This window comes from Aequorivita echinoideorum (assembly GCF_018476645.1).
GTDB classification, from domain to species: Bacteria; Bacteroidota; Bacteroidia; order Flavobacteriales; family Flavobacteriaceae; genus Aequorivita; species Aequorivita echinoideorum.
Window position 1 is genome coordinate 35798 of the sequence record NZ_JAHCTB010000005.1, and the last position, 19729, is coordinate 55526.

Annotated in this window: 18 protein-coding genes; 11 read left to right on the forward strand and 7 right to left on the reverse strand. The window is 35.9% G+C overall.

Annotation, left to right across the window (positions count from 1 at the left end; all coding sequences use genetic code 11):
* Position 1: 1 nt before the first annotated feature.
* Positions 2 to 607 carry a hypothetical protein gene (locus tag KIV10_RS11645; RefSeq protein ID WP_214113914.1) on the reverse strand — a complete coding sequence of 202 codons (606 nt, stop codon included), beginning with the start codon at positions 605 to 607 and terminating at the stop codon, positions 2 to 4.
* A 469-nt stretch (positions 608 to 1076) separates the two neighbouring features.
* The gene (gene kdsA, locus KIV10_RS11650; protein WP_214113916.1) at positions 1077 to 1895 is read right to left on the reverse strand and encodes a 3-deoxy-8-phosphooctulonate synthase; all 819 of its coding nucleotides are present in this window, start codon (positions 1893 to 1895) and stop codon (positions 1077 to 1079) included.
* A gap of 164 nt (positions 1896 to 2059) precedes the next feature.
* On the opposite strand from kdsA, the gene typA reads away from it, so the two are divergent.
* The 4 genes from typA (at position 2060) to KIV10_RS11670 (ending at position 7067) form a co-directional block, all read left to right on the forward strand.
* Complete coding sequence (typA, locus tag KIV10_RS11655; protein WP_214113918.1) at positions 2060 to 3853, forward strand: translational GTPase TypA; 1794 nt, start codon at positions 2060 to 2062, stop codon at positions 3851 to 3853.
* A gap of 150 nt (positions 3854 to 4003) precedes the next feature.
* Positions 4004 to 4201 carry a hypothetical protein gene (locus KIV10_RS11660; protein ID WP_214113920.1) on the forward strand — a complete coding sequence of 66 codons (198 nt, stop codon included), beginning with the start codon at positions 4004 to 4006 and terminating at the stop codon, positions 4199 to 4201.
* Positions 4185 to 5567, forward strand: a complete 1383-nt coding sequence (locus KIV10_RS11665) for a class I SAM-dependent methyltransferase (protein WP_214113921.1) — start codon at positions 4185 to 4187, stop codon at positions 5565 to 5567. The genes KIV10_RS11660 and KIV10_RS11665 overlap by 17 nt, the downstream gene beginning before the upstream one ends.
* Positions 5568 to 7067: a sulfatase-like hydrolase/transferase gene (locus KIV10_RS11670; protein WP_214113923.1), complete on the forward strand. Its 1500-nt coding sequence runs from the start codon at positions 5568 to 5570 to the stop codon at positions 7065 to 7067.
* Position 7068: 1 nt separating this feature from the next.
* Here KIV10_RS11670 and KIV10_RS11675 read toward each other — a convergent pair whose 3' ends face one another.
* Positions 7069 to 8214, reverse strand: coding sequence for a glycosyltransferase family 2 protein (locus KIV10_RS11675; RefSeq protein WP_214113925.1), 1146 nt, complete (start codon positions 8212 to 8214; stop codon positions 7069 to 7071).
* Positions 8211 to 9449 (reverse strand): hypothetical protein, encoded by a 1239-nt coding sequence (locus KIV10_RS11680; RefSeq protein ID WP_214113927.1) that lies wholly within the window; start codon positions 9447 to 9449, stop codon positions 8211 to 8213. Before KIV10_RS11680 ends, KIV10_RS11675 begins: the two co-directional genes overlap by 4 nt.
* A gap of 147 nt (positions 9450 to 9596) precedes the next feature.
* On the opposite strand from KIV10_RS11680, the gene KIV10_RS11685 reads away from it, so the two are divergent.
* Genes KIV10_RS11685 through KIV10_RS11700 form a run of 4 tightly spaced genes read left to right on the forward strand, consistent with a single transcriptional unit; the run spans position 9597 to position 13550 of the window.
* Complete coding sequence (locus tag KIV10_RS11685; RefSeq protein ID WP_214113929.1) at positions 9597 to 10580, forward strand: GNAT family N-acetyltransferase; 984 nt, start codon at positions 9597 to 9599, stop codon at positions 10578 to 10580.
* Positions 10577 to 11677 carry a DegT/DnrJ/EryC1/StrS family aminotransferase gene (locus KIV10_RS11690; protein ID WP_214113931.1) on the forward strand — a complete coding sequence of 367 codons (1101 nt, stop codon included), beginning with the start codon at positions 10577 to 10579 and terminating at the stop codon, positions 11675 to 11677. The genes KIV10_RS11685 and KIV10_RS11690 overlap by 4 nt, the downstream gene beginning before the upstream one ends.
* Positions 11678 to 12970: an O-antigen translocase gene (locus KIV10_RS11695; protein WP_214113933.1), complete on the forward strand. Its 1293-nt coding sequence runs from the start codon at positions 11678 to 11680 to the stop codon at positions 12968 to 12970. It abuts the gene before it with no gap.
* A gap of 16 nt (positions 12971 to 12986) precedes the next feature.
* On the forward strand, positions 12987 to 13550 hold the full coding sequence (locus KIV10_RS11700) for an acyltransferase (protein ID WP_214113935.1): 564 nt from the start codon (positions 12987 to 12989) through the stop codon (positions 13548 to 13550).
* Between the two features lies 1 nt (position 13551).
* Here the strand turns inward: KIV10_RS11700 and KIV10_RS11705 are convergent, their stop codons facing one another.
* A complete protein-coding gene (locus tag KIV10_RS11705) occupies positions 13552 to 14694 on the reverse strand; it encodes a glycosyltransferase family protein (protein ID WP_214113937.1) in 1143 nt (380 codons plus the stop codon).
* 123 nt (positions 14695 to 14817) lie between these two features.
* On the opposite strand from KIV10_RS11705, the gene KIV10_RS11710 reads away from it, so the two are divergent.
* Together KIV10_RS11710 and KIV10_RS11715 are read left to right on the forward strand one after the other, a co-directional pair.
* Positions 14818 to 15645, forward strand: a complete 828-nt coding sequence (locus KIV10_RS11710; protein WP_214113939.1) for a glycosyltransferase — start codon at positions 14818 to 14820, stop codon at positions 15643 to 15645.
* Positions 15635 to 16042, forward strand: a complete 408-nt coding sequence (locus tag KIV10_RS11715) for a sugar 3,4-ketoisomerase (RefSeq protein ID WP_214113941.1) — start codon at positions 15635 to 15637, stop codon at positions 16040 to 16042. The genes KIV10_RS11710 and KIV10_RS11715 overlap by 11 nt, the downstream gene beginning before the upstream one ends.
* Here the strand turns inward: KIV10_RS11715 and KIV10_RS11720 are convergent.
* Positions 16033 to 16977 carry a glycosyltransferase family 2 protein gene (locus tag KIV10_RS11720; protein ID WP_214113943.1) on the reverse strand — a complete coding sequence of 315 codons (945 nt, stop codon included), beginning with the start codon at positions 16975 to 16977 and terminating at the stop codon, positions 16033 to 16035. The two genes, KIV10_RS11715 and KIV10_RS11720, sit on opposite strands and share 10 nt — an antisense overlap.
* Positions 16970 to 17872 carry a glycosyltransferase family 2 protein gene (locus KIV10_RS11725; protein ID WP_214113944.1) on the reverse strand — a complete coding sequence of 301 codons (903 nt, stop codon included), beginning with the start codon at positions 17870 to 17872 and terminating at the stop codon, positions 16970 to 16972. The genes KIV10_RS11720 and KIV10_RS11725 overlap by 8 nt, the downstream gene beginning before the upstream one ends.
* Before the next feature lie 114 nt (positions 17873 to 17986).
* On the opposite strand from KIV10_RS11725, the gene KIV10_RS11730 reads away from it, so the two are divergent.
* A complete protein-coding gene (locus tag KIV10_RS11730; RefSeq protein ID WP_214113946.1) occupies positions 17987 to 19612 on the forward strand; it encodes a S8 family peptidase in 1626 nt (541 codons plus the stop codon).
* The last annotated feature ends 117 nt before the right edge of the window (positions 19613 to 19729 follow it).

The window sequence follows — 19729 nt, forward strand, 5'->3', positions numbered from 1 at the left end:
ATTATTTCTGTTCATTATAGTGCATTATACTACCGTAAATAATGTGGAGCACCCCAAATCCCAAAACCCAAAAAACCAGTCCGTACCCAGGAAAGATGGCGCAAATCAATCCCAAGATAATCTGTGCATAGCCAAGATACTTCACATTGCCAATAGTATATTTGGATGCATTAACCAGAGCCAGGCCATAAAAAATAAGCATTAACGATGCTGAAAGACCATAATGTTGGCTATTGAGTTTTATAAGTATGTATAATCCACCTGTAACCAGTGGTATCAAAAAATTGATCAATAAACGTCTCGTGGTTTGATCCCATATTTTTTCGTTGTTTCTTTTGGCCTTTCGGGTAGTTAAGAAATAGGCTGTTAAAACACTGAAAAACGCTACTGAAAAGAGCAATGCCACCAAAAGCATAAAATTTCTCCCATATAGAAACAGAACTTCTCCGTCTTTCGGAAAGAGAAAAAAATATGCGATGGCCGCTCCGGCAATAGCGTAAATACCTGCAAAAATACCCGAGAGTCCACTAAGTGAAATAAATCGAGATGATTTATTCATCAAATTTTTTATCTCATTTATGTCCTTCAAATAATCTGTGCTATCCATGTTAAAGTACTTTGAAAAGCAAAGTAAATTAATTTATCCGAAACTGCAAAATAGATTTTAGCTATGAGAATGTTTAATATATAATTAAAATTTATTGAAAAAGGGGTTTTTCCCCCCTAAAAAAGGGGAAAAACCCCCTTGACCCATATATCTTTTTCCTACCATCTTTGCAGTAATAAATTAATGGGGGAAAAGTAATTTATTCAATAAAAAAGGTCGCGCAATCCTGCCGGCCTTTTTTAAAAAAAATTAAAATCGATAGGGGGTCGATTTTGTGTTTGCCTAGCTGTTCAAATTTGAACAGCTTTTTTTTGAGAAACTACAGGTTCGCCTTTTTTTTTGTAAATGCAGAAGTGTTTACATTTTTTAGCCAAAGCTGAAAATACAGCTGTAATTGGGGAGTTATAGTAAGTATGGGATGCAAATGGACCAATCCAAATGATTGGTCCTTTTTTATACCTGCTATTTTTTATAGACTATTGATGGTCTTTTTAATAGCTACCAAATCCGTCAACAATTTTTCCAGATGCGAAAGATCCAACATGTTAGCTCCATCGCTTTTCGCGTTTGCGGGATCAAAATGGGTTTCTATAAAAATACCATCAGTTCCAGTTGCAATTCCCGCACGGGCAATGGTCGAAATCATTTCTGGTCTACCTCCGGTAACACCTGCACTCTGGTTTGGTTGTTGTAAACTGTGGGTTACATCAAGCACCACTGGTGCATATTGTTTCATAGTAGGGATTCCGCGATAATCCACGATCATATCCTGGTAGCCAAACATAGTCCCGCGATCTGTAATAATTACTTGTTGATTGTTGCAATCGGTAACCTTTGTAACTGCATGCTTCATACTTTCTGGGCTCATAAATTGACCTTTTTTCAGATTTACCACTTTGCCCGTTTCCGCAGCTGCCACCACCAAATCTGTCTGTCGAACCAAAAATGCTGGGATTTGTAAAACATCTACATATTCGGCTGCCATTGAGGCATCACTTATTTCATGAATATCAGTAACCGTGGGAACGTCAAAAGTTTCTGAAACTTTTCGAAGAATTTTCAGCGCCTTTTCGTCGCCTATACCGGTAAAACTGTCTAGTCTGCTTCGGTTTGCTTTCTTGAAACTTCCTTTAAAAATATATGGAATTTTAAGTTTTTCCGTTATGGCAACAATTTTTTCTGCTATTCGCAATGCCATTTCTTCTCCTTCTATGGCGCATGGTCCAGCCAGAAGAAAAAAATTATCAGAATTCGTATGCTTTATTTTTGGGATTTTGCTCAATTCCATAATTCAAATTTAGAGATGTAAAGATATGTATTTTACCTTCTTCCTTTTGGGCAAAATCTATGGGTGGAATAACTCAATTTTTTCTCAAAAATATATTTTCACTATCTGCGTGTAATCAACTAAGAAACACTACTTTTGCACCCTCTTAAAAAAGGAGTCTTTCTATGAAAATTAAAAATATTGCCATTATAGCCCACGTTGACCACGGTAAAACTACTTTGGTCGATAAGATTATGCACCACTGCAGCCTTTTCCGTGAAAACGAAAATACAGGTGAATTAATTTTGGACAACAATGATTTGGAACGTGAAAGAGGAATTACCATTACCTCAAAAAACGTTTCGGTTGTTTATAAGGATACTAAAATCAATATAATAGATACCCCTGGTCACGCGGATTTTGGAGGAGAAGTGGAACGGGTTTTAAACATGGCAGATGGTGTGTTGCTATTGGTTGATGCCTTTGAAGGACCTATGCCACAGACGCGATTTGTACTCCAGAAAGCAATCTCACTCGGTCTGAAACCTTGCGTGGTTGTAAATAAAGTTGATAAGGAAAACTGTACGCCAGATGAGGTGCACGAAGCTGTTTTTGATTTAATGTTTGAATTGGGTGCTGAAGAATGGCAGTTGGACTTCCCAACAGTCTATGGTTCTGCAAAACAGAACTGGATGAGCGATGACTGGAAGAAGAAAACAGAAACTATTGAACCGTTACTGGATATGGTTCTTGAACATATTCCTTCTCCAAAAGTGGAGGAAGGTACGGTGCAGATGCTAATTACCTCACTCGACTTCTCTTCATTTACGGGAAGAATTGCCATCGGCCGCTTGCAAAGAGGCACCTTAAAAGAAGGTATGCAGGTTATGCTCGTAAAACGCGATGGAACTAAGGTGAAATCAAAAATCAAGGAAGTCCACACTTTTGAAGGGCTTGGCCGTAAAAAAGTAAACGAAGTACAGGCTGGAGATATTTGTGCGCTTGTAGGGCTCGAAGGATTTGAAATTGGAGATACTGTTGCAGATTTTGAAAATCCTGAGGCTTTGAAAACCATCGCAATCGATGAACCTACTATGAGTATGATGTTTACAATCAACGATTCCCCATTCTTCGGGAAGGATGGAAAATTTGTAACATCACGCCACATTAAAGAGCGTCTTGAAAAGGAACTTGAGAAAAATCTTGCGCTGCGTATGCAACCTACGGATAGCGCCGATAAATTTATGGTTTTTGGCCGTGGGGTTTTGCACCTTTCAGTTTTAATTGAAACTATGCGCCGTGAAGGTTATGAGATTCAAATTGGGCAGCCACAAGTTATTATCAAAGAAATTGATGGTGTAAAATGTGAACCCGTTGAAGAAATGACTATCGATTTGCCGGAAAACGTTAGCGGTACTGCCATCAATATGGTAACCATCCGTAAAGGTGAAATGATAAGTATGGAAGGAAAAGGCGATAGAATGGTTTGCAAATTCATCATTCCATCCCGTGGTATTATTGGTATGCGTAACCAACTGCTTACTGCAACTGCTGGAGAGGCTATTATGACGCACCGTTTTCTTGAATATCAACCCCTAAAAGGTGGAATTCCAGAAAGACAAAACGGAAGTTTGGTTTCTATGGAAAATGGTAGCGCAATTCCTTATTCTATAGATAAATTGCAGGATAGAGGGCGCTTCTTCGTAGATCCGGGAGAGGATATTTATGAAGGCCAAGTAATTGGTGAAAATTCTCGCCAAGATGATATGACGGTGAATATCACAAAAACCAAAAAGCTTTCAAACGTACGTTCTTCGGGCGCTGATGATAAAGCACGCATTATTCCAGCAATAAAATTTTCTTTGGAAGAAGCGTTGGAATACATCCAGAAAGATGAATATGTTGAGGTTACGCCAAACCACTTGAGACTTCGTAAAATTCTTCTCAAGGAAACCGATAGAAAACGCTTTAAACTTTAAAATTTATTTTATAAAATAGTAAAATCCCTTTTGGACAACGTTGTTAAACTGCGAAACCAAAAGGGATTTTTTAAAATATTCTGCCATATTTTTAGTTTATTTGTTGTCTAATTGTAAAGAAAGCACTGCCTTTCTGTAAATAAATTCAATATGAATTTTTTGTATTTTGATCCAGGATTGGGTGCAATGATAGTGCAAGCTGTAGTTGCGGGTGCTGCGGGAGTGCTGCTTTTTTCAAAAGGGGTAATGTATAAGGTGAAATCTTTTTTTGGGTTGACAAAAGAGAAAGAAGATACTTACGATTCAATTGATATTGAAGAGCAAGACACCGATGACAAAAAAAACTAACGCTCACGAAGCTTCCTTTAGAGATCCTTCCGGCTACATTTTTCACGATAATGGCACCTTGAGAAGGGCCATAAAACCAGTTTATTTTCCACAGTACAAAAAATTGACCGAGAGTGGATTCTTCCAAAATCTCATTCAAAATGGTTTGTTGATTCCGCACGAGGAAACTTCAAATTCTCCAGAAGAAATTGTTATTACCCCAGAAAAAATTCCGTTCATCACAAATCCATACGAGTGGAGTTTTGAGCAATATAGACACGCTGCGCTTCATACGCTGAAAATTCAGAAATATGCGCTTTCAAAAGGCTTTATTTTGAAGGACGCATCGGCATACAATGTTACGTTCCATAAAGGAAAACCCATTTTCATCGATACGCTTTCTTTTGATTTTTATGAGGAAGGAACTCCTTGGCGGGCGTATAAGCAGTTTATCACCCACTTTTTTGGGCCGCTTGTTTTGGCAAAATATCACGGGACGGAAATTTTTAAAATGATGCAAACGTATATCGACGGGATTCCCGTTAAATTGATTTCCTCATTGTTGCCAACGCGCACTAAACTCAGTTCCACATTATATCCCAATATTCACTTGCTAGCTAAGATGGAAAGCAAGCATAGTGAGGATTATAAAGCTGAGACTAAGATCGCTACACTTTCCAAAAAAGCCCAAGAAAATATACTTCAAAGTCTATTTGAATATATCAAAGATTTAAAATTGAAGGAAACCAGCGAATGGGGCGATTATTACAACAAAACCAATTACAATGAAACCGCTTTTGAAGCTAAAAAAGAACTCATAAAAAAGTGGATAAAACCTCTCAATCCACAGAAATTAATAGATGTTGGGGGAAATGATGGCACTTTTGGAAGAACGGTAATAGATAGCGTCCCGCATATAATGGTTACCGATATTGACAGTAACGCTGTGGACCATAATTATAGGCAAGTTCAACAGAATAAGGAAGAAAACATGTTGCCCTTTGTATGTGACGTGCTGCAGCCGGCACCGAGTGTAGGATTCAATAATACCGAGCGCAATTCGCTCATTGAAAGATTGAAGGAATATTCACCGGACGTAACGATGGCACTTGCGCTCATTCACCACATCACACTTTCGGGCAATGTCCCTTTTGAAAAATCTGCAGCATTTTTTGCATCATTTTCAAAAAATCTGATTATTGAATTACCAACCCGCGATGACTCTTGGGTAGAGTCGCTATTAGTGCGAAAACGCGAGTTTATAAACCATTTCGATTTTTACAATGAAATTGAATTTGAAAAGGGGTATTCAACATATTTTGATCTTGAAAAAAAGGAGGCCGTGATGGGCACAAAGCGGATTCTTTATTTGTATAAAAGAAAATAAATGGCGCAGAAAAAAGGGCAAAATATCGCTGAAAAATTTCTAAAAGGTGAAAAAGAATTTCCCATTTTGGCGGGACTTGCAGCCGGGCTTTACCCAATGTCTTTTTATTATTCGCGTAATTTTTCGCTTATAGACTCTTGGGCACATCTCGGGTATTTTTCCTTGATTTTTCTTGCAATTCCACTCTTTTTATCCGTCATTTTTTATTGGCTTTCAACAAAAATAAAAGCCGATTGGTCAAAAATTATCTTGCCTTCCTTAAATATCTTTTTGTTTCTCTTTTTTCTGAAAATGGTTTTATATCCAGGAATTCAAATGAAAATTACAGCGGGAATTTTCCTGATTTCGTTGGTTCTTGGTTACGTTCTATCCAAACATTTCAAAAAAGTGATTTTGCTACAGCTTATACTAGCTGTAATTAGTCTTTTCACGTTAATTCCGGTTGTATATGAAAACCTTTCATACTCAAATAATTGGACGCGCCAACCAGATACTATTGAAGCCGCTATTTTCAAAAAGAAACCGAATATTTATTACATCCAGCCGGATGGTTATGTGAATTTTTCAGAATTGAAAAAAGGCTATTACAACTATTCAAATACAGATTTTGAGGACTTTTTAACTGGCCGAAATTTCAAAAATTACAGTGATTTTCGAAGTAATTATGATGCCACGTTAGCTTCAAATAGTTCCACTTTTACGATGAAGCATCATTTCTATTCCAGCAGCTCGGGTTCAAATGAAGTTACGCGCGCCCGGAATATCATCATCAGCGAAAATGCTGTTTTAAATATTTTCAAAAGTAATGGCTACAAAACCCATTTCTTTTCAGAATATCCGTATTTGTTGATGAATAGACCAAAAATAGGTTACGATTATTCTAATTTTGAATATTCTGAAGTGCCCTTTTTGGGAACGGGAATGGAGATTAAAAAGGAGATTTTACCCGATTTCAAAAATAGTTTGAATGAAGATGAAGCACAACCAAAATTTTTCTTTATTGAAATTTTTAATCCAAAACATATTGATGGTTCTTCCGGCGGTAAAAATATAGTTGAAAAAAAACGTAAGATTTATCTCGAAAATCTTGAAAAAGCGAACAACAATTTAACCGAATTAATTGAGGTAATTTTAGAAAAAGATCCAAATGCACTTATAATGATTATGGCAGATCACGGTGGGTATGTGGGTATGGAAAAACTTCAACAAGGGAATGAGAAAATGGAAGACCCGGATAAGGTTCGTTCAATTTTCAGCAGCATACTTTCTATACATTGGCCCAATGCTACAGCTCCAGCTTTTGATTCTGAAATGAAAACTTCGGTGAATGTCTTTCGGGTTTTGTTCAGTTATTTAAGTGAAAATGAAAAATATCTTGACAATTTGCAGCCAGATATTAGTTACGGTTTAATCACAAAAGGTGCGCCGAAAGGTGTTTACGAATTGATTGATGGGAATAACAACATTTCTTTTAAGAGCGTAAAATTAAGTGAAGAATAAATTACTTTTTCAACCCCAATATACTAAAAAACAGACTGAACAGAATAACCTGAATACCAAGTAACATCAGCGTTACTGCGGGAATTACAATTCTTAAAATTTCGGTGGAATTAATGTTTCCAAAGCTTAATTGTTGCCAGTCTGTATAAGCAGTTATGCTTAAAATGACTCCAAATATCACCAATAAAATTCCCGCAACCAATCCTTTTTCAAGGGTAATCAATTTAAAAAATCGGTCGTATTTGTTTGATTTTGGTAGCAAATCATTTTCAACCGTGAAAACTTTTGTGAGGCCGTAAAACAGCACAAACTGAAAACCTATCAATAACATTCCGGAAGTAAAAAGAAGGGTGTGCACGTCAAAATTCACGTTCCCGATTGTGACGGGGCCAGCTATCAAAGCAGCCGAGGCGAAAATCCCCAAAATCATCATTAAAATTCCAGGTAGCAAGAAAAGCCATTTTGGGCTGTAAAGTACCAAAAATCGCAAGTGCCTCCAGCCGTCGCGCCACGTATTTAAATGCGGTGGCCGCGAACGTCCATCTTTGGAAAGCACGGTGGGTACTTCAGCGATTTTCATATTTTTTAGGCTCGCTTTTACTATCATTTCACTGGCAAATTCCATCCCCGTGGTTTTCAGTTCCATTCTGTGATAAGCCTCTTTTGAAAATCCGCGAAGCCCGCAATGGAAATCCCCAATTTTTGATTTAAAAAACAATCTTCCAATAAAAGAAAGCACGGGATTGCCCAAATATTTATGGAGAAACGGCATAGCTCCTTTCTCAATTCCGCCTTTGAAACGGTTTCCCATTACCAAATCAAAACCTTCGCGAAGTTTTAAAACATAGGGCATCAAATTGCTAAAATCGTAGCTATCATCTGCATCACCCATAATCACGTAAAGTCCATTTGCGGCTTCAATACCGCCGCGCAGGGCACTTCCGTAGCCTTTTTGCGGAACGTTAATTACGGTTGCATTCAGGTTTTTCGCAATCTGTTGTGAGCCATCCGTACTGCCATTGTCCGCAATAATTACCTCGCCGGCAATGTTTTCGCGCTCAAAAAAATGGTGCGCTTTTTCAATACAGACCGCAAGGGTTTCAGCTTCGTTAAGGCACGGCATTACTACACTTAGCTCGGTTTTCATTTGGCGAAGGTTGCTTTTTTCAGCAGTAAAATTAAAATAATAAACGCCAACGCAAAATTATAGAACACATATCGCATAATGGTGTGCACGGCAACTGCGACAATTAGTGCATTTGAAAGAATCAATAAGCTTCCGAAAAAAATAATTCCGTATTCGAGAGTGAATTTTTTCAAAAGTTTGATTCCGCTAAAAATGCACACCAAAACGAAGAAAAGAAAAATAAAAAATGAATAAAAACCGTGCATCACACTTGTGTAATAAAGCGAAATATAATCTTTCAAATGTGTTTTTACCAGTGGAAAAAACATCGCTTTTGCGGCAATTTCAGTATCGATTGAACTTTGGAATGGATCATTTTTATCCCTAAAATGTTTTCGGCCAATGTCATGAAAACTTTGGTTGCAGATGTACGGGAAATTATCGTGGAAAACCTGATACTTCGCTTTGTAATCGCCTTCAACCTTCGAACTTAAAAGCCCCAAACTATCAATGCGATGATATGTTTTTTGAAAAATTATCTTTTGGTCCTCGTTTTCAAATAGCAGGGAATCCTTTTCTTCTGAAATAAAAAGTGGCAATGTAACCGCGTTCACAAAACTGTAGGGCGCGGTAATAAAATGGTTGTGGACCAATTTTCTATAAGTGCTGTCCAGCATATTTGAAATAAACGGAAGCAAAAGGAGTAACAGCAAAAACTTGAGATTCACTTTTCGGAAAATAAATTTTTTATGCTTCAAAATAAAAAGAAAAGCAACGATAACGGCAATAATGGCAAACTGCCCGCGGGTGAGTGCGAGCGCAATAAAAGCAATGGCAAAGAAATAAATTTTTCGTTTTTCATTTTTGAAAAGAAAATCCACGGCGAAGGAAACCATCAATAAATACAGTGGATATGAAAGTCCTTCGGAGCAAAGATTATTTGCCGTAAGTAGCGGTGGAAAAATGGGAAACAGCAAAATACCAACCAATAGCAATTGCAACACGAAATGAAGTTTCAGCAACCGCGAAAAATTGCTGCTGAAAATTTGAACGGAAATCAATGTGAAAACCAGTTGAAACGCAACCGCAAAAGGTTCATAATTTTCACCAAATATAAATTCAAATCCTCTTAAAAAAAGCACGTAAACGGGATAACGAACAATATCCAAATGCCAATAACTATGGGTGTCCGGCGAAATTATTGCAGGCTGAAAAACGAAATATCCAAATACCGCCGCGTAAAGAAGGAAAATCAAAATATCCCATTTCGAAAATTTCAGGTTTTGTAAAGAATATTTCTGCAAATTGGCGGTTTTAATAAATTAGGTACGGGACTGTAAAACTAAAAATAAATTTTAGCTTTACATTTTTATTCCGAAAGCCTTTTTTTAAAAGCAAATCAGTTGGATACCAATACTTTTTCAGTAAAAAAATATTCGCCGAAAGATAAAAATTTTTGGGATGCCTTTGTGGCTTCGACAAAAAACAGCACTTTTTTATTTCAGCGAAATTTTATGGACTATCACGCCGATAGGTTTGATGATTTTTCGTTGATGGTTTTTAAAAATGAAAAACCAGTTGCGGTTTTACCAGCGAATGGTGTTGAAAATAAACTTTTTTCACACCAAGGTCTTACCTACGGCGGACTTATTTTGGGCAAAAAAACGAAACTGAAGGAAGCTTCGGGAATATTTACAAGTGTGCTGAAATTTCTTTCCTCAGAAAAAATTGAACTGTTGCAATTAAAATTACTGCCAAAAATTTACAATACGATGCCGGCAGATGAAATGGATTATCTGCTATTTATTGCCGATGCGAAATTGATACGTACCGATGTTTTAAGTGTGATAGATCAAAAAAACGCTCCCAAAATTGCTTCAAATAGAATGGAAGGCGTAAAAAAAGGAATTAAAAATAATCTGAAAATTGAGGAGGGCAACGATTTTGAACCATTTTGGAAAGAAATCCTTATCCCGAATTTAGCTGAAAAACACGATGCGCTCCCAGTGCATTCTTTGGGCGAAATTGTGCAATTGGCGAAGGATTTTCCGAAGAATATTTTACAATTCAATGTGTATAAAAATACTGAAATAGTGGGCGGCGCTACCATTTTTGATACTGAAAATGTAGCGCACGTGCAGTATATTTCGGCGAATGAAACCAAGCAACAGTTGGGCACGTTGGATTTTCTTTTTGAATATTTAATAAAGGAAAGATTTAAGGAAAAAAAATATTTTGACTTTGGAACTTCCAATGAAAATGCGGGAAAAAATGTGAACGAAGGCCTTCAATACTGGAAGGAATGTTTCGGTGCGCGCAGTATTTCACAACAATTTTTTGAAGTTGAAACATCACATTATAAAAAATTAGAATCCATTTTTATATGATTCCATTTTTAGACCTTCACGCCATAAATGCCCGTTTTGAAAGCGGTTTCCAAAAAAGTTTTCAACAGTTTCTGGATTCCGGTTATTATATTTTGGGAAACCAAGTTAAAGTATTTGAGGAAAATTTTGCCAACTATTGCGGAACCAACTATTGCGTTGGTGTTTCCAACGGACTTGATGCTTTGCGATTGATTTTGGAAGGCTATAAAATCCTCGGAAAAGTAAGCGAAGGCGATGAGGTTTTGGTGGCATCAAATACATACATTGCAACGATCATCGCCATAAAACAAGCTGGAATGATACCGGTTTTGGTTGAAAGCGATGCCTCAAATTATAATTTTGACATTTCTTCGCTCAAAAAATCGATTACCAAAAAAGCGAAAGCAATAATGCCCGTCCACCTTTACGGACAGTTGGCGCCGATGGATGAAATTTTGGAAATTGCAAACGGCCACAATCTGTTGGTAATTGAAGATGCGGCCCAAGCGCACGGCTCAAAAAATAATGATGGAAAACTGGCCGGAAATGTGGGCGATGCGGCAGGTTTCAGCTTTTACCCGAGCAAAAATTTAGGTGCTTTGGGCGATGGCGGCGCGATCACCACAAATGATGAAGAGTTGGCGTCGGTCATAAAAAAACTGAGAAATTATGGTTCTTCGTCAAAATATGTAAATGAATTTTTGGGAATAAACTCCCGATTGGATGAGGTACAGGCGGCATTTTTAAATGTGAAATTACCAGCACTGGATGTGGACAACAACCGAAGAAGGGAGATTGCAAAAAAGTATATTTCTGAAATAAAAAATAGAAAAATTACGCTTCCGGAGTGGGATGGAAGTGATAATCATATATTTCATCTTTTTGTGGTGCGTGTTAAAAAAAGGGATGTTTTTTTAGAATATTTAAGTGAAAATAAGATTGGCTTTTTGATTCATTATCCCATTCCTCCGCATAAGCAAAAAGCGTTATCAGAATATTCAGAATTGAGTTTTCCGGTTACTGAGAAAATCCACGAGCAGGTAGTAAGTATTCCCATAAGCCCAGTGCTTTCGGAAGCGGATGTGGATACGGTTATTGACGTTTTAAACCACTATTGATTGAAAATCCCCCAATTCATACGCGGCAATTTGCTTTTGAAGATGACTTCGCTGAATGCTGGAGTTATTGGAGTCCGGTTTGTTATTTCACTTTTTATACAAAGACTTATTGCCCAATATTTGGGAGAAACTGGTGTTTCAAAAATTGGTCAACTTCGCAATCTTTCAGAATTACTTACTTCATTTTCCTCTTTGGGAATGTTCAACGGAGTGGTTAAATATGTTGCGGAACATAAGGAGAATAAAGAGAAGCTTCAGAAATTATTCAGTACAGTTTTTGTTCTTTCTTTAATTGGTATTATAAGTACTTCAATTGTACTTTTTATTTTTTCGGAATCTATTAGCGTTTATCTTTTTACAACTGCAGATTTCAGTTATTTAATAAAACTAACAGCGGTTGTCGTCCCTTTTATCAGTTTAAATAGAATTTTTAGTGGTGTTGTAAATGGACTTTCGCAATATAAAAAGTTTGCGAAAATTGAACTTTTCGGCTACATAGCAACGGCTGTGCTAACGGTATTTTTTCTTTTTAATTTCAATATTGATGGGGTTTTGGTAGCAATAGCAGTTACTCCAATTATACAATTGGCTACCTTGCTTTTTGTATTTTTTAAAGTTTTGAAGGAATATGTAGCGTTTAAAAACTTGAATTGGAAAACGCCAATGTTGAAAATGTTGCTTTCGTTTTCCATTATGTCTTTTTTCTCAACCGTGCTCTTAAACTACGTTTCTATAGAAATAAGGGCAATGATAATCAAACGAATTACCGAAGCTGATGCAGGAATCTGGACGGCGATGACCAATATTTCAAAAAATTATATGGTCTTTTCGAGTGCCATTTTCACACTTTATGTATTGCCTAAATATGCCGCAATACATTCAAAGAAAGATTTCACGAAAGAATTGATGGTAATTTTTAAAACACTTTTGCCGCTATTTGGAATTGGAATGCTGCTTATTTATTTTTTAAGGGATTATGTTATTCAGATCGTATATCCTGGTTTTAATGAGATGGCGCCGCTGTTTAAATGGCAATTGGCGGCAGATTTTTTAAGATTGATTACAATAATTTTGGGATATCAATTTATAGCAAAAAAACTGGTGCTAAATTTTATTTTTTCCGAAGTAATATCTCTTATAATTTATTTTGGTTTGGCTCGCTATTTTGTTGACATTTATGGAATTGAAGGAGTTGTTGTAGCCAATTTCATCCGTTATGTTATTGTGATATTTATTGTTTTATTTTTGGTTTATAGATATTTTCAGAAATCGAAAGATGGGAAAGCTGTTTAGTTTTTTAAATTAATATATGATTAAGAAATATTTCATAAAACTTCTTTTGGCCTGTAGTAAAGCGAAATATGCATTTTTGTCAAACAACAAAAATATTTCTGGAAGCGCAAAAAAGCATCAGCCAATCATTTGTAACGGAAGGGGTTCAATATGCTTTGGTGAAAATGTACACTTTGGGGTGGTAAATTCACCAATGTTTTACAATTCTTATGCATATATTGAAGCGCGCACGGAAAATTCAAATATTATTTTTGGGAACAATATTTTTATAAATAATAATTTTTCAGCCATTTCTGAAAAGAGTATCAGTATTGGCAATAATGTTTTGATTGGCTATAATTGTAATATATCAGACAGTTTTTTCCATAACCTAGAAATTAAAAAGCGAATTGAAACAGATCCCAATCCGCAAACGGTTATTATCGGAAATAATGTTTTTATTGGTAATAATGTCACAATTCTCAAAGGCGTAAATATAGGAGCTAATTGTGTGATTGCGGCTGGTTCAGTTGTGACAAAAAGTTTTCCCGAAAATTCAATTATTGCTGGAATTCCTGCTAGTATCATAAAAACAATTTAAATTACAAGGTTTGTTGCCATAATGAAAGATACTTCTTTGCCACAACTTCACATTCATGCTCCCGCTCGATAAACTCCCGAGCTTTCTGCCCGATATTCTCAATTCTTTCGGGATTTAAAATGAGTTCCTCCAGCTCCAAAAAAATACTTTCTGCATCCGGCAGCGCATTTATGGCTACTTTTTCTTTTAGATTATAGTGTTGCTCAAATTCAGTTTCAGCCCCGGTAAAAACTATCTTTCCGCGAGCCATTGCTTCCAGTGCATTGTAACCTTGATCATAGGCATAAACGTTGTCCAATAAAATGTCGCAAAGTTCCAACTCCTTCACGTAAATATGAAAGGGCAAATTTTCAGTACGTCTTATTTCAACCAAATGCGGAAATTTTTTTTCAATTCTAATTAGTGCCTCATCAAAAAATCGGTATCCTTTTTTGGTGTAATTCATTGTATTTACACCGAAAAGTATCCTGATTTTCCGACCCTCAATTTTTATGGGCGAATATTCTTTGGAAATAATAATCGGGTTCGGAATCATTTCAGCCACTTTATCCCACCCTTCCCACGGAATTTTATAATCCATATCACTGGGTATTACGGCCTCGGCATTTTTATAGACAAAATCAAAAAGTTTTTTATACGGTGGCGTCAAATATTTTAAAGCATAATCCGACTTCAATTTTGAGCCGCTTTCCAAATAGGGCGTGAGCATGTGGTATCGCATTTTACCTTCCAAATATGCCTTGACCACCGGATAATCGTCACCGCAACCCATCAAAAAAACTTTCCCATTTTGTTCAAAAATTTTTTTCAGAAGTTTTATCTCGAAATTGGGATACGTGCCAATGCTGTGGGAATTAATTAACTGGACAACATCATAATTTTTCAATTTTGGGAGTATTTTCTTGAATCGATATCCAATTTCCCATTGCGCTGGATCTTTTTTCAGAATTCTCAAAAGGATTTTTCGGAATAATAGCGGAATTGGTTTGTCCGTTAGCCATTTTGTTTGGATGCTTTCATCTACCGGAAATTTTTTGAACATATCTCCAGTACCCACAAGCGTAACTTGGTGGCCCAATAAATTAAGTCCTTTTTTCAACGAATTGTGGAGCCGGCTATATTCCCCAATCAGTAATATTTTCATCAATTATTGATCGTTATAAAAATCAATTTCAAAATCAAATCTTCAAAACGGCATTCTGTAATTAATAATTATTAATTACAAATTATTCGTTCTGCATTAATACTTTTGCTGAAAATCCATTTAATGGCCGAAGATACTTATAAAACCTCAGATTTGGAGATTTTGGTTGCTACAATGCACCGAACATCCTTGGATTTTTTAGATAATATGTTTTCAAAGACAAAAATCTCGGATTTTAAAATTCTGATTGTAAATCAAACGAATGAAGATGAATCTTTAAAATCTTCCCATCCAAACATTCGGGTAATTAATTCTTTAGAAAGGGGTCTTTCAAAAAGTAGAAATCTTGCCATTAAAAATGCCGAAGGCCTAATATGCCTTAATGTTGATGATGACGTTGTGTTTATAGATGGTTTTTCAGAAAAGATTATTGATGCCTATAATAAACACAATGCAGAAATCATAACTTTCCAAACGTTAACCACCAAGAATGAACCCTATTGGGATTATCCAAAGCACGCAATGCCGCACAATAAGTATATTTCTCAAAAAACGCTTTCAATTGAAATTTCCTTTCTTGTGGAAGAATTAAAAAAATTGAAATTATTATTTGATGAGCGATTTGGACTTGGCGCCCAATTTGAGGATGCTGAGAATTTTGTTTTTTTGAATGATGCTAAAAAGAAAAATTTACTGCTTTATTTTATTCCAGATTTTATTACCATCCATCCTCCATTATCGTCAAGTGACGATGTGGCAACAGATAGGTTATTGTATGCAAAAGCAGCTATTAAAACCTATGCTTATGGCAATTTAAGTTACCTTTGGGTATTCAAATTTGTATCATTCATTGTAAGAAAAAAATATGTTCCCTTTTCTGAAATTCCACGGAAAATAAAGATTGGTTTTAAAAGTATTTCAGACTACAAAAAAACATCAAATGAAAAATAGGATTGAGGATTGTGTCATGCTCGATGTTCCAAAAATCACGGATAGCAGAGGAAATCTTGCCGTAATTGAAGGCAATACGTTACCATTTCCCTTTAAGCGCGTTTATTTTTTATACGATGTTCCCAGTGATGCGCACAGGGGAGGCCACGCCCACAAGGAGCAGCAGGAATTTTTGATTGCCGTTAGTGGCAGTTTTGAAGTGATTTTGGATGATGGTAAGAACAAAAAGACCATAACCTTGAACAAACCCAATAAAGGATTATTGTTGCCAACAGGGATTTGGCGTGAATTGGGTAATTTTTCATCGGGAGCCATCTGCCTTGTTTTTTCTTCGGGGACTTTTCTGGAAGAAGATTACATACGCGAATATGAAGAATTTATAAATCTTTATTTGTAAACGCTGAAATAAATCCCGGATTTTTGAAGAAAATTCTTGATTGATTTTGAAGCTGATAATATATTGGCAGGAGTTTTAAGAATTATTTTTTGCTTGGTATTTAAATTTTCCTTTACAATTTTATCGCTATACTTTTTAAAATTTTTCGTATCGCCGGCAAGTTTGTAATTGAGTGCGATGGAAAAGTAATGCACATCCAAATATTTTTTTAAAGCTTTATTATTTTTGGCTTCCGCTTCATATGTATCAAAATTTGGATACTTACGCGTTCTCATAGCAGAATGGTTCAGCCTATTACTTGAATTGAGGTTAATTACTGCCGAAATTTTATTTGAGAATGCCACTTGCGTTTGAAGTGCCGCACGTATCCAAAGGTCAGTATCTTCTGAAAAAGTTATATTCGTATTGTGTCCGCCAAGATTCAAAAAGAAATCTCGTTTCATGCCAAAACTGGATGGATGCACTAACGAATCTATCAGACTGGTTTCAAAAAAATTTACCTTCCCAATAAAATTTTCGTTTTTCTCATTGAGTGGTGCTATCATTTTTCGGGTCAGTTTTTCATTGTAATTTTTTTCATAAGCTGCTGCGAACCATGGAGCCTCTGGAAATTTTTTTAGAATTGCAGCTAAATTTTCCAGATGAAATGGATACCAAAAATCATCCGCATCTATAAATACAACATTTTCAGCAATAGCCTTATTTACCCCGAAATTCCGCGTCGCGGCGAGCCCTTCATTTTTTTTACTGAAAACTTTAATTCTTTGATTTTTTAAAGCTTCTTTTTCCGCAATCGCTAGGCTATTATCTGTTGAGCCGTCATTCACAATAATTATTTCAAAATCAATAAAATTCTGTGCCAACACGCTCTGTAGCGATGAAGGGAATTCTTTTTCTTTATTATATAATGGAATTATGACCGAAAATTTAGGCATCTACTTTTTCTTTTAATTGAATATAATAATTCAGTCTGTAAAGATCGAACCAAAAAAGGTTGGGGTTTTCAGTTAAAAAGTTATGCTCCATCATAGTTTTGATTCTCGAAACAAAAAAGCTGAAAATTTTTGTTAAATGGAGTCTTTCCAATTTTAAATAACTTTTTTGCAAAGAGCTTAAATCGTTTGAAATCTTTTTTTCACTTTCCAGAAAAACGATCGTTTTAACAGCATTTAGCGATTTTTTTAAAAATGCCGAGTTGTCTTCAAGCCCCAAATGGATCACCGGATTTTCGATGTGAGCAACCTTTGGGGATTCCTGTTTCAATAATTGGGTAAATAGTATGTCCATCCCATAGTAGTTGATGTCCATTTTAGAATTAATTTTTAAAAACAGCATTCTGTTTATTAAAAACGCACCCGAATTAATCGTCAAAAATGGATTTTTTTTGCGGATTTCAACTGATAAACGCTCGCGGTGTGAACCATATTTCCAACGCAGCAATTTTTTCTTCTCTGGTTTTTTTTCATCATAATCAATACCGCCGAAAATAACACCAGCAGCTGTTTTGTTCAGTTCATTGATATAAATTTCAATAAAATTTGAATGCTTCGGAAGTACATCGGCATCCAAAAAAAGCAGATTTTCAAATTTCGCCATTTCAGCCAACCTTTGCCTCGTGGCAGTTCTTCCCAGATTTTTTTCGTTCTCAATGAAATGGCAATTTGTCCAATTTCCAATTTGTTTGTTTTCTGAAAGCATTCCAAAATCTGAAGAAGCATCGTCACACACAACAATTTCAAAGGGAAGCCTAAGATTGCTGGCCTGTTTCTGAAGCGTTTTCACAAGTTCCGAAACCTGATAATTGTATGTGGGTATGAGGATGGAAAGCATTGCTAGAGATTGGTGGCTAATTTACAATTTACAGAATAGTAACACTTTATTTATTATACTAAAAAGTGCTTTGTTTTTCGATATTACTTAAATTGTGGAATATTATAGAGCAAAATGAAACAAATTATATTAATCATTTTTATTTTCTTCTGCACAAACGCATTCACACAAAACGAGACTTGGTTTTATTTGGTTGCGAAAGATTCCACCGTAAATCCCATTTTTATGCCAGCAGAGGGAAATCTTCAGTATGCGGGAAATAATCCTGAATTGAAACAAATTTTCTCGAAATATAAAATCAGAACTTTCAAGAAAACGCTGAAAAATGCTAAAAAGGAAAATCTTAATAAAACTTTTTTTGTAATAGCAGACAAGGAATTTCTTTTAGAAGAATTACTTCAAAAATCCCGAAATATTTTCATTTCTGGACAGATTATTCCAAAAGAGCAACGAAAAATTTTTGAACCCAACGATTATGGTCTCACGAGTACGATCGGTTCAAATATAGGTTTACAGGCACATCTGGATTATCTCGATTTTCTCGAAGTCCCTAAGGCGTGGTATTATACGGTAGGAAATCCGAACATTATTATTGGAATTTCAGATACCGGACTCGATACCACGGATACCGATTTTGCTGGAAAAACAAAAATCATAAGAAAATCTATAGAAGGCGGACATGGAAAAGGCGTGGCTTCTCTAGCGGCTGCCACTGGAAATAATGCCTTCGGAGTTCCTGGAGTTTGTTATAATTGTGGAATTTACAGTACAACTTATGGCGATTTTAAAAATTTGGATCAACTGCTTGAACTTTCAAATTTAGGTGTGAAGGTTATTAATTGTAGTTGGTATAGTACTACTCGGTTTGATTCTGCGCAGGAAGCAGTGAATAAAATGTTTGAAAACGGAACAATCCTCGTAGTGGCAGCAGGAAATAAAAATTGGCAAGAAAGCAAGAATGGGGAGCGATTATATTACCTAGCATCGTACGATAATGTTATTTCGGTTTCCTCGGCTATGTATAAGTACAAAACAGTAGAAGAAAATGTTGTTAAAAGTGAAAAAGGTTTTAGATATGCTGAAAATATACTGGGCTATGTTGGAAGAACTATGGGATTTAAGGATAATGATATCTCGAAACCATATATTTATCCGGTATCTGTAACTTCTCTGAACCGCGAAGTGGATATCCTGGCGCCTTCAACTGGGACTTTTCTTTATGGAAATTATTTGGAAAAATCAGATCTTGTCTATGATACGAATGAGCATACCAGTAATGCTACACCATTGGTTACTGGCACCGTGGGACTGATGTTTTCATTATACCCTTGTTTGCCCGTAGATGAGGTAGAAAGCATTTTGAAAATGACCTCCTTGAACATTGACCATATTGAAGCCAATAAACCCTATGCGGGAAAATATGGCGCAGGCATTTTGAACACAGGAAGGGCAGTGGAAATGGTTTTTGATATGTTTGCTGAAAATGAGGTGGTTACTATCGAAAATCAAAAATTCAGCCGATGGGATTTTAAATTGACATCTCATTCTGAAGTTCTTATTAAAAACCAAGAATTTACTGAGAATGCAACATTGAATCTTACTTCAAAAAAGAGAATTGTAATTGCTGCGAACACAATTTTGAAACCAAGTGAAACTGGAAAAATCCAATTGAAAATCAACCCAAATTTAGAAAGAGAATGTGAACTTCAATTGCGCGATCCGAGCATTTTAGATGATTGATTTTTTAAAAGCTAATCTTTAGAAGTAATGAAAATAAGTGAGATTTCCATAATTTATCATCAACCATCAACCATCAACCATCAACCATCAACCATCAACCATCAACCATCAACCATC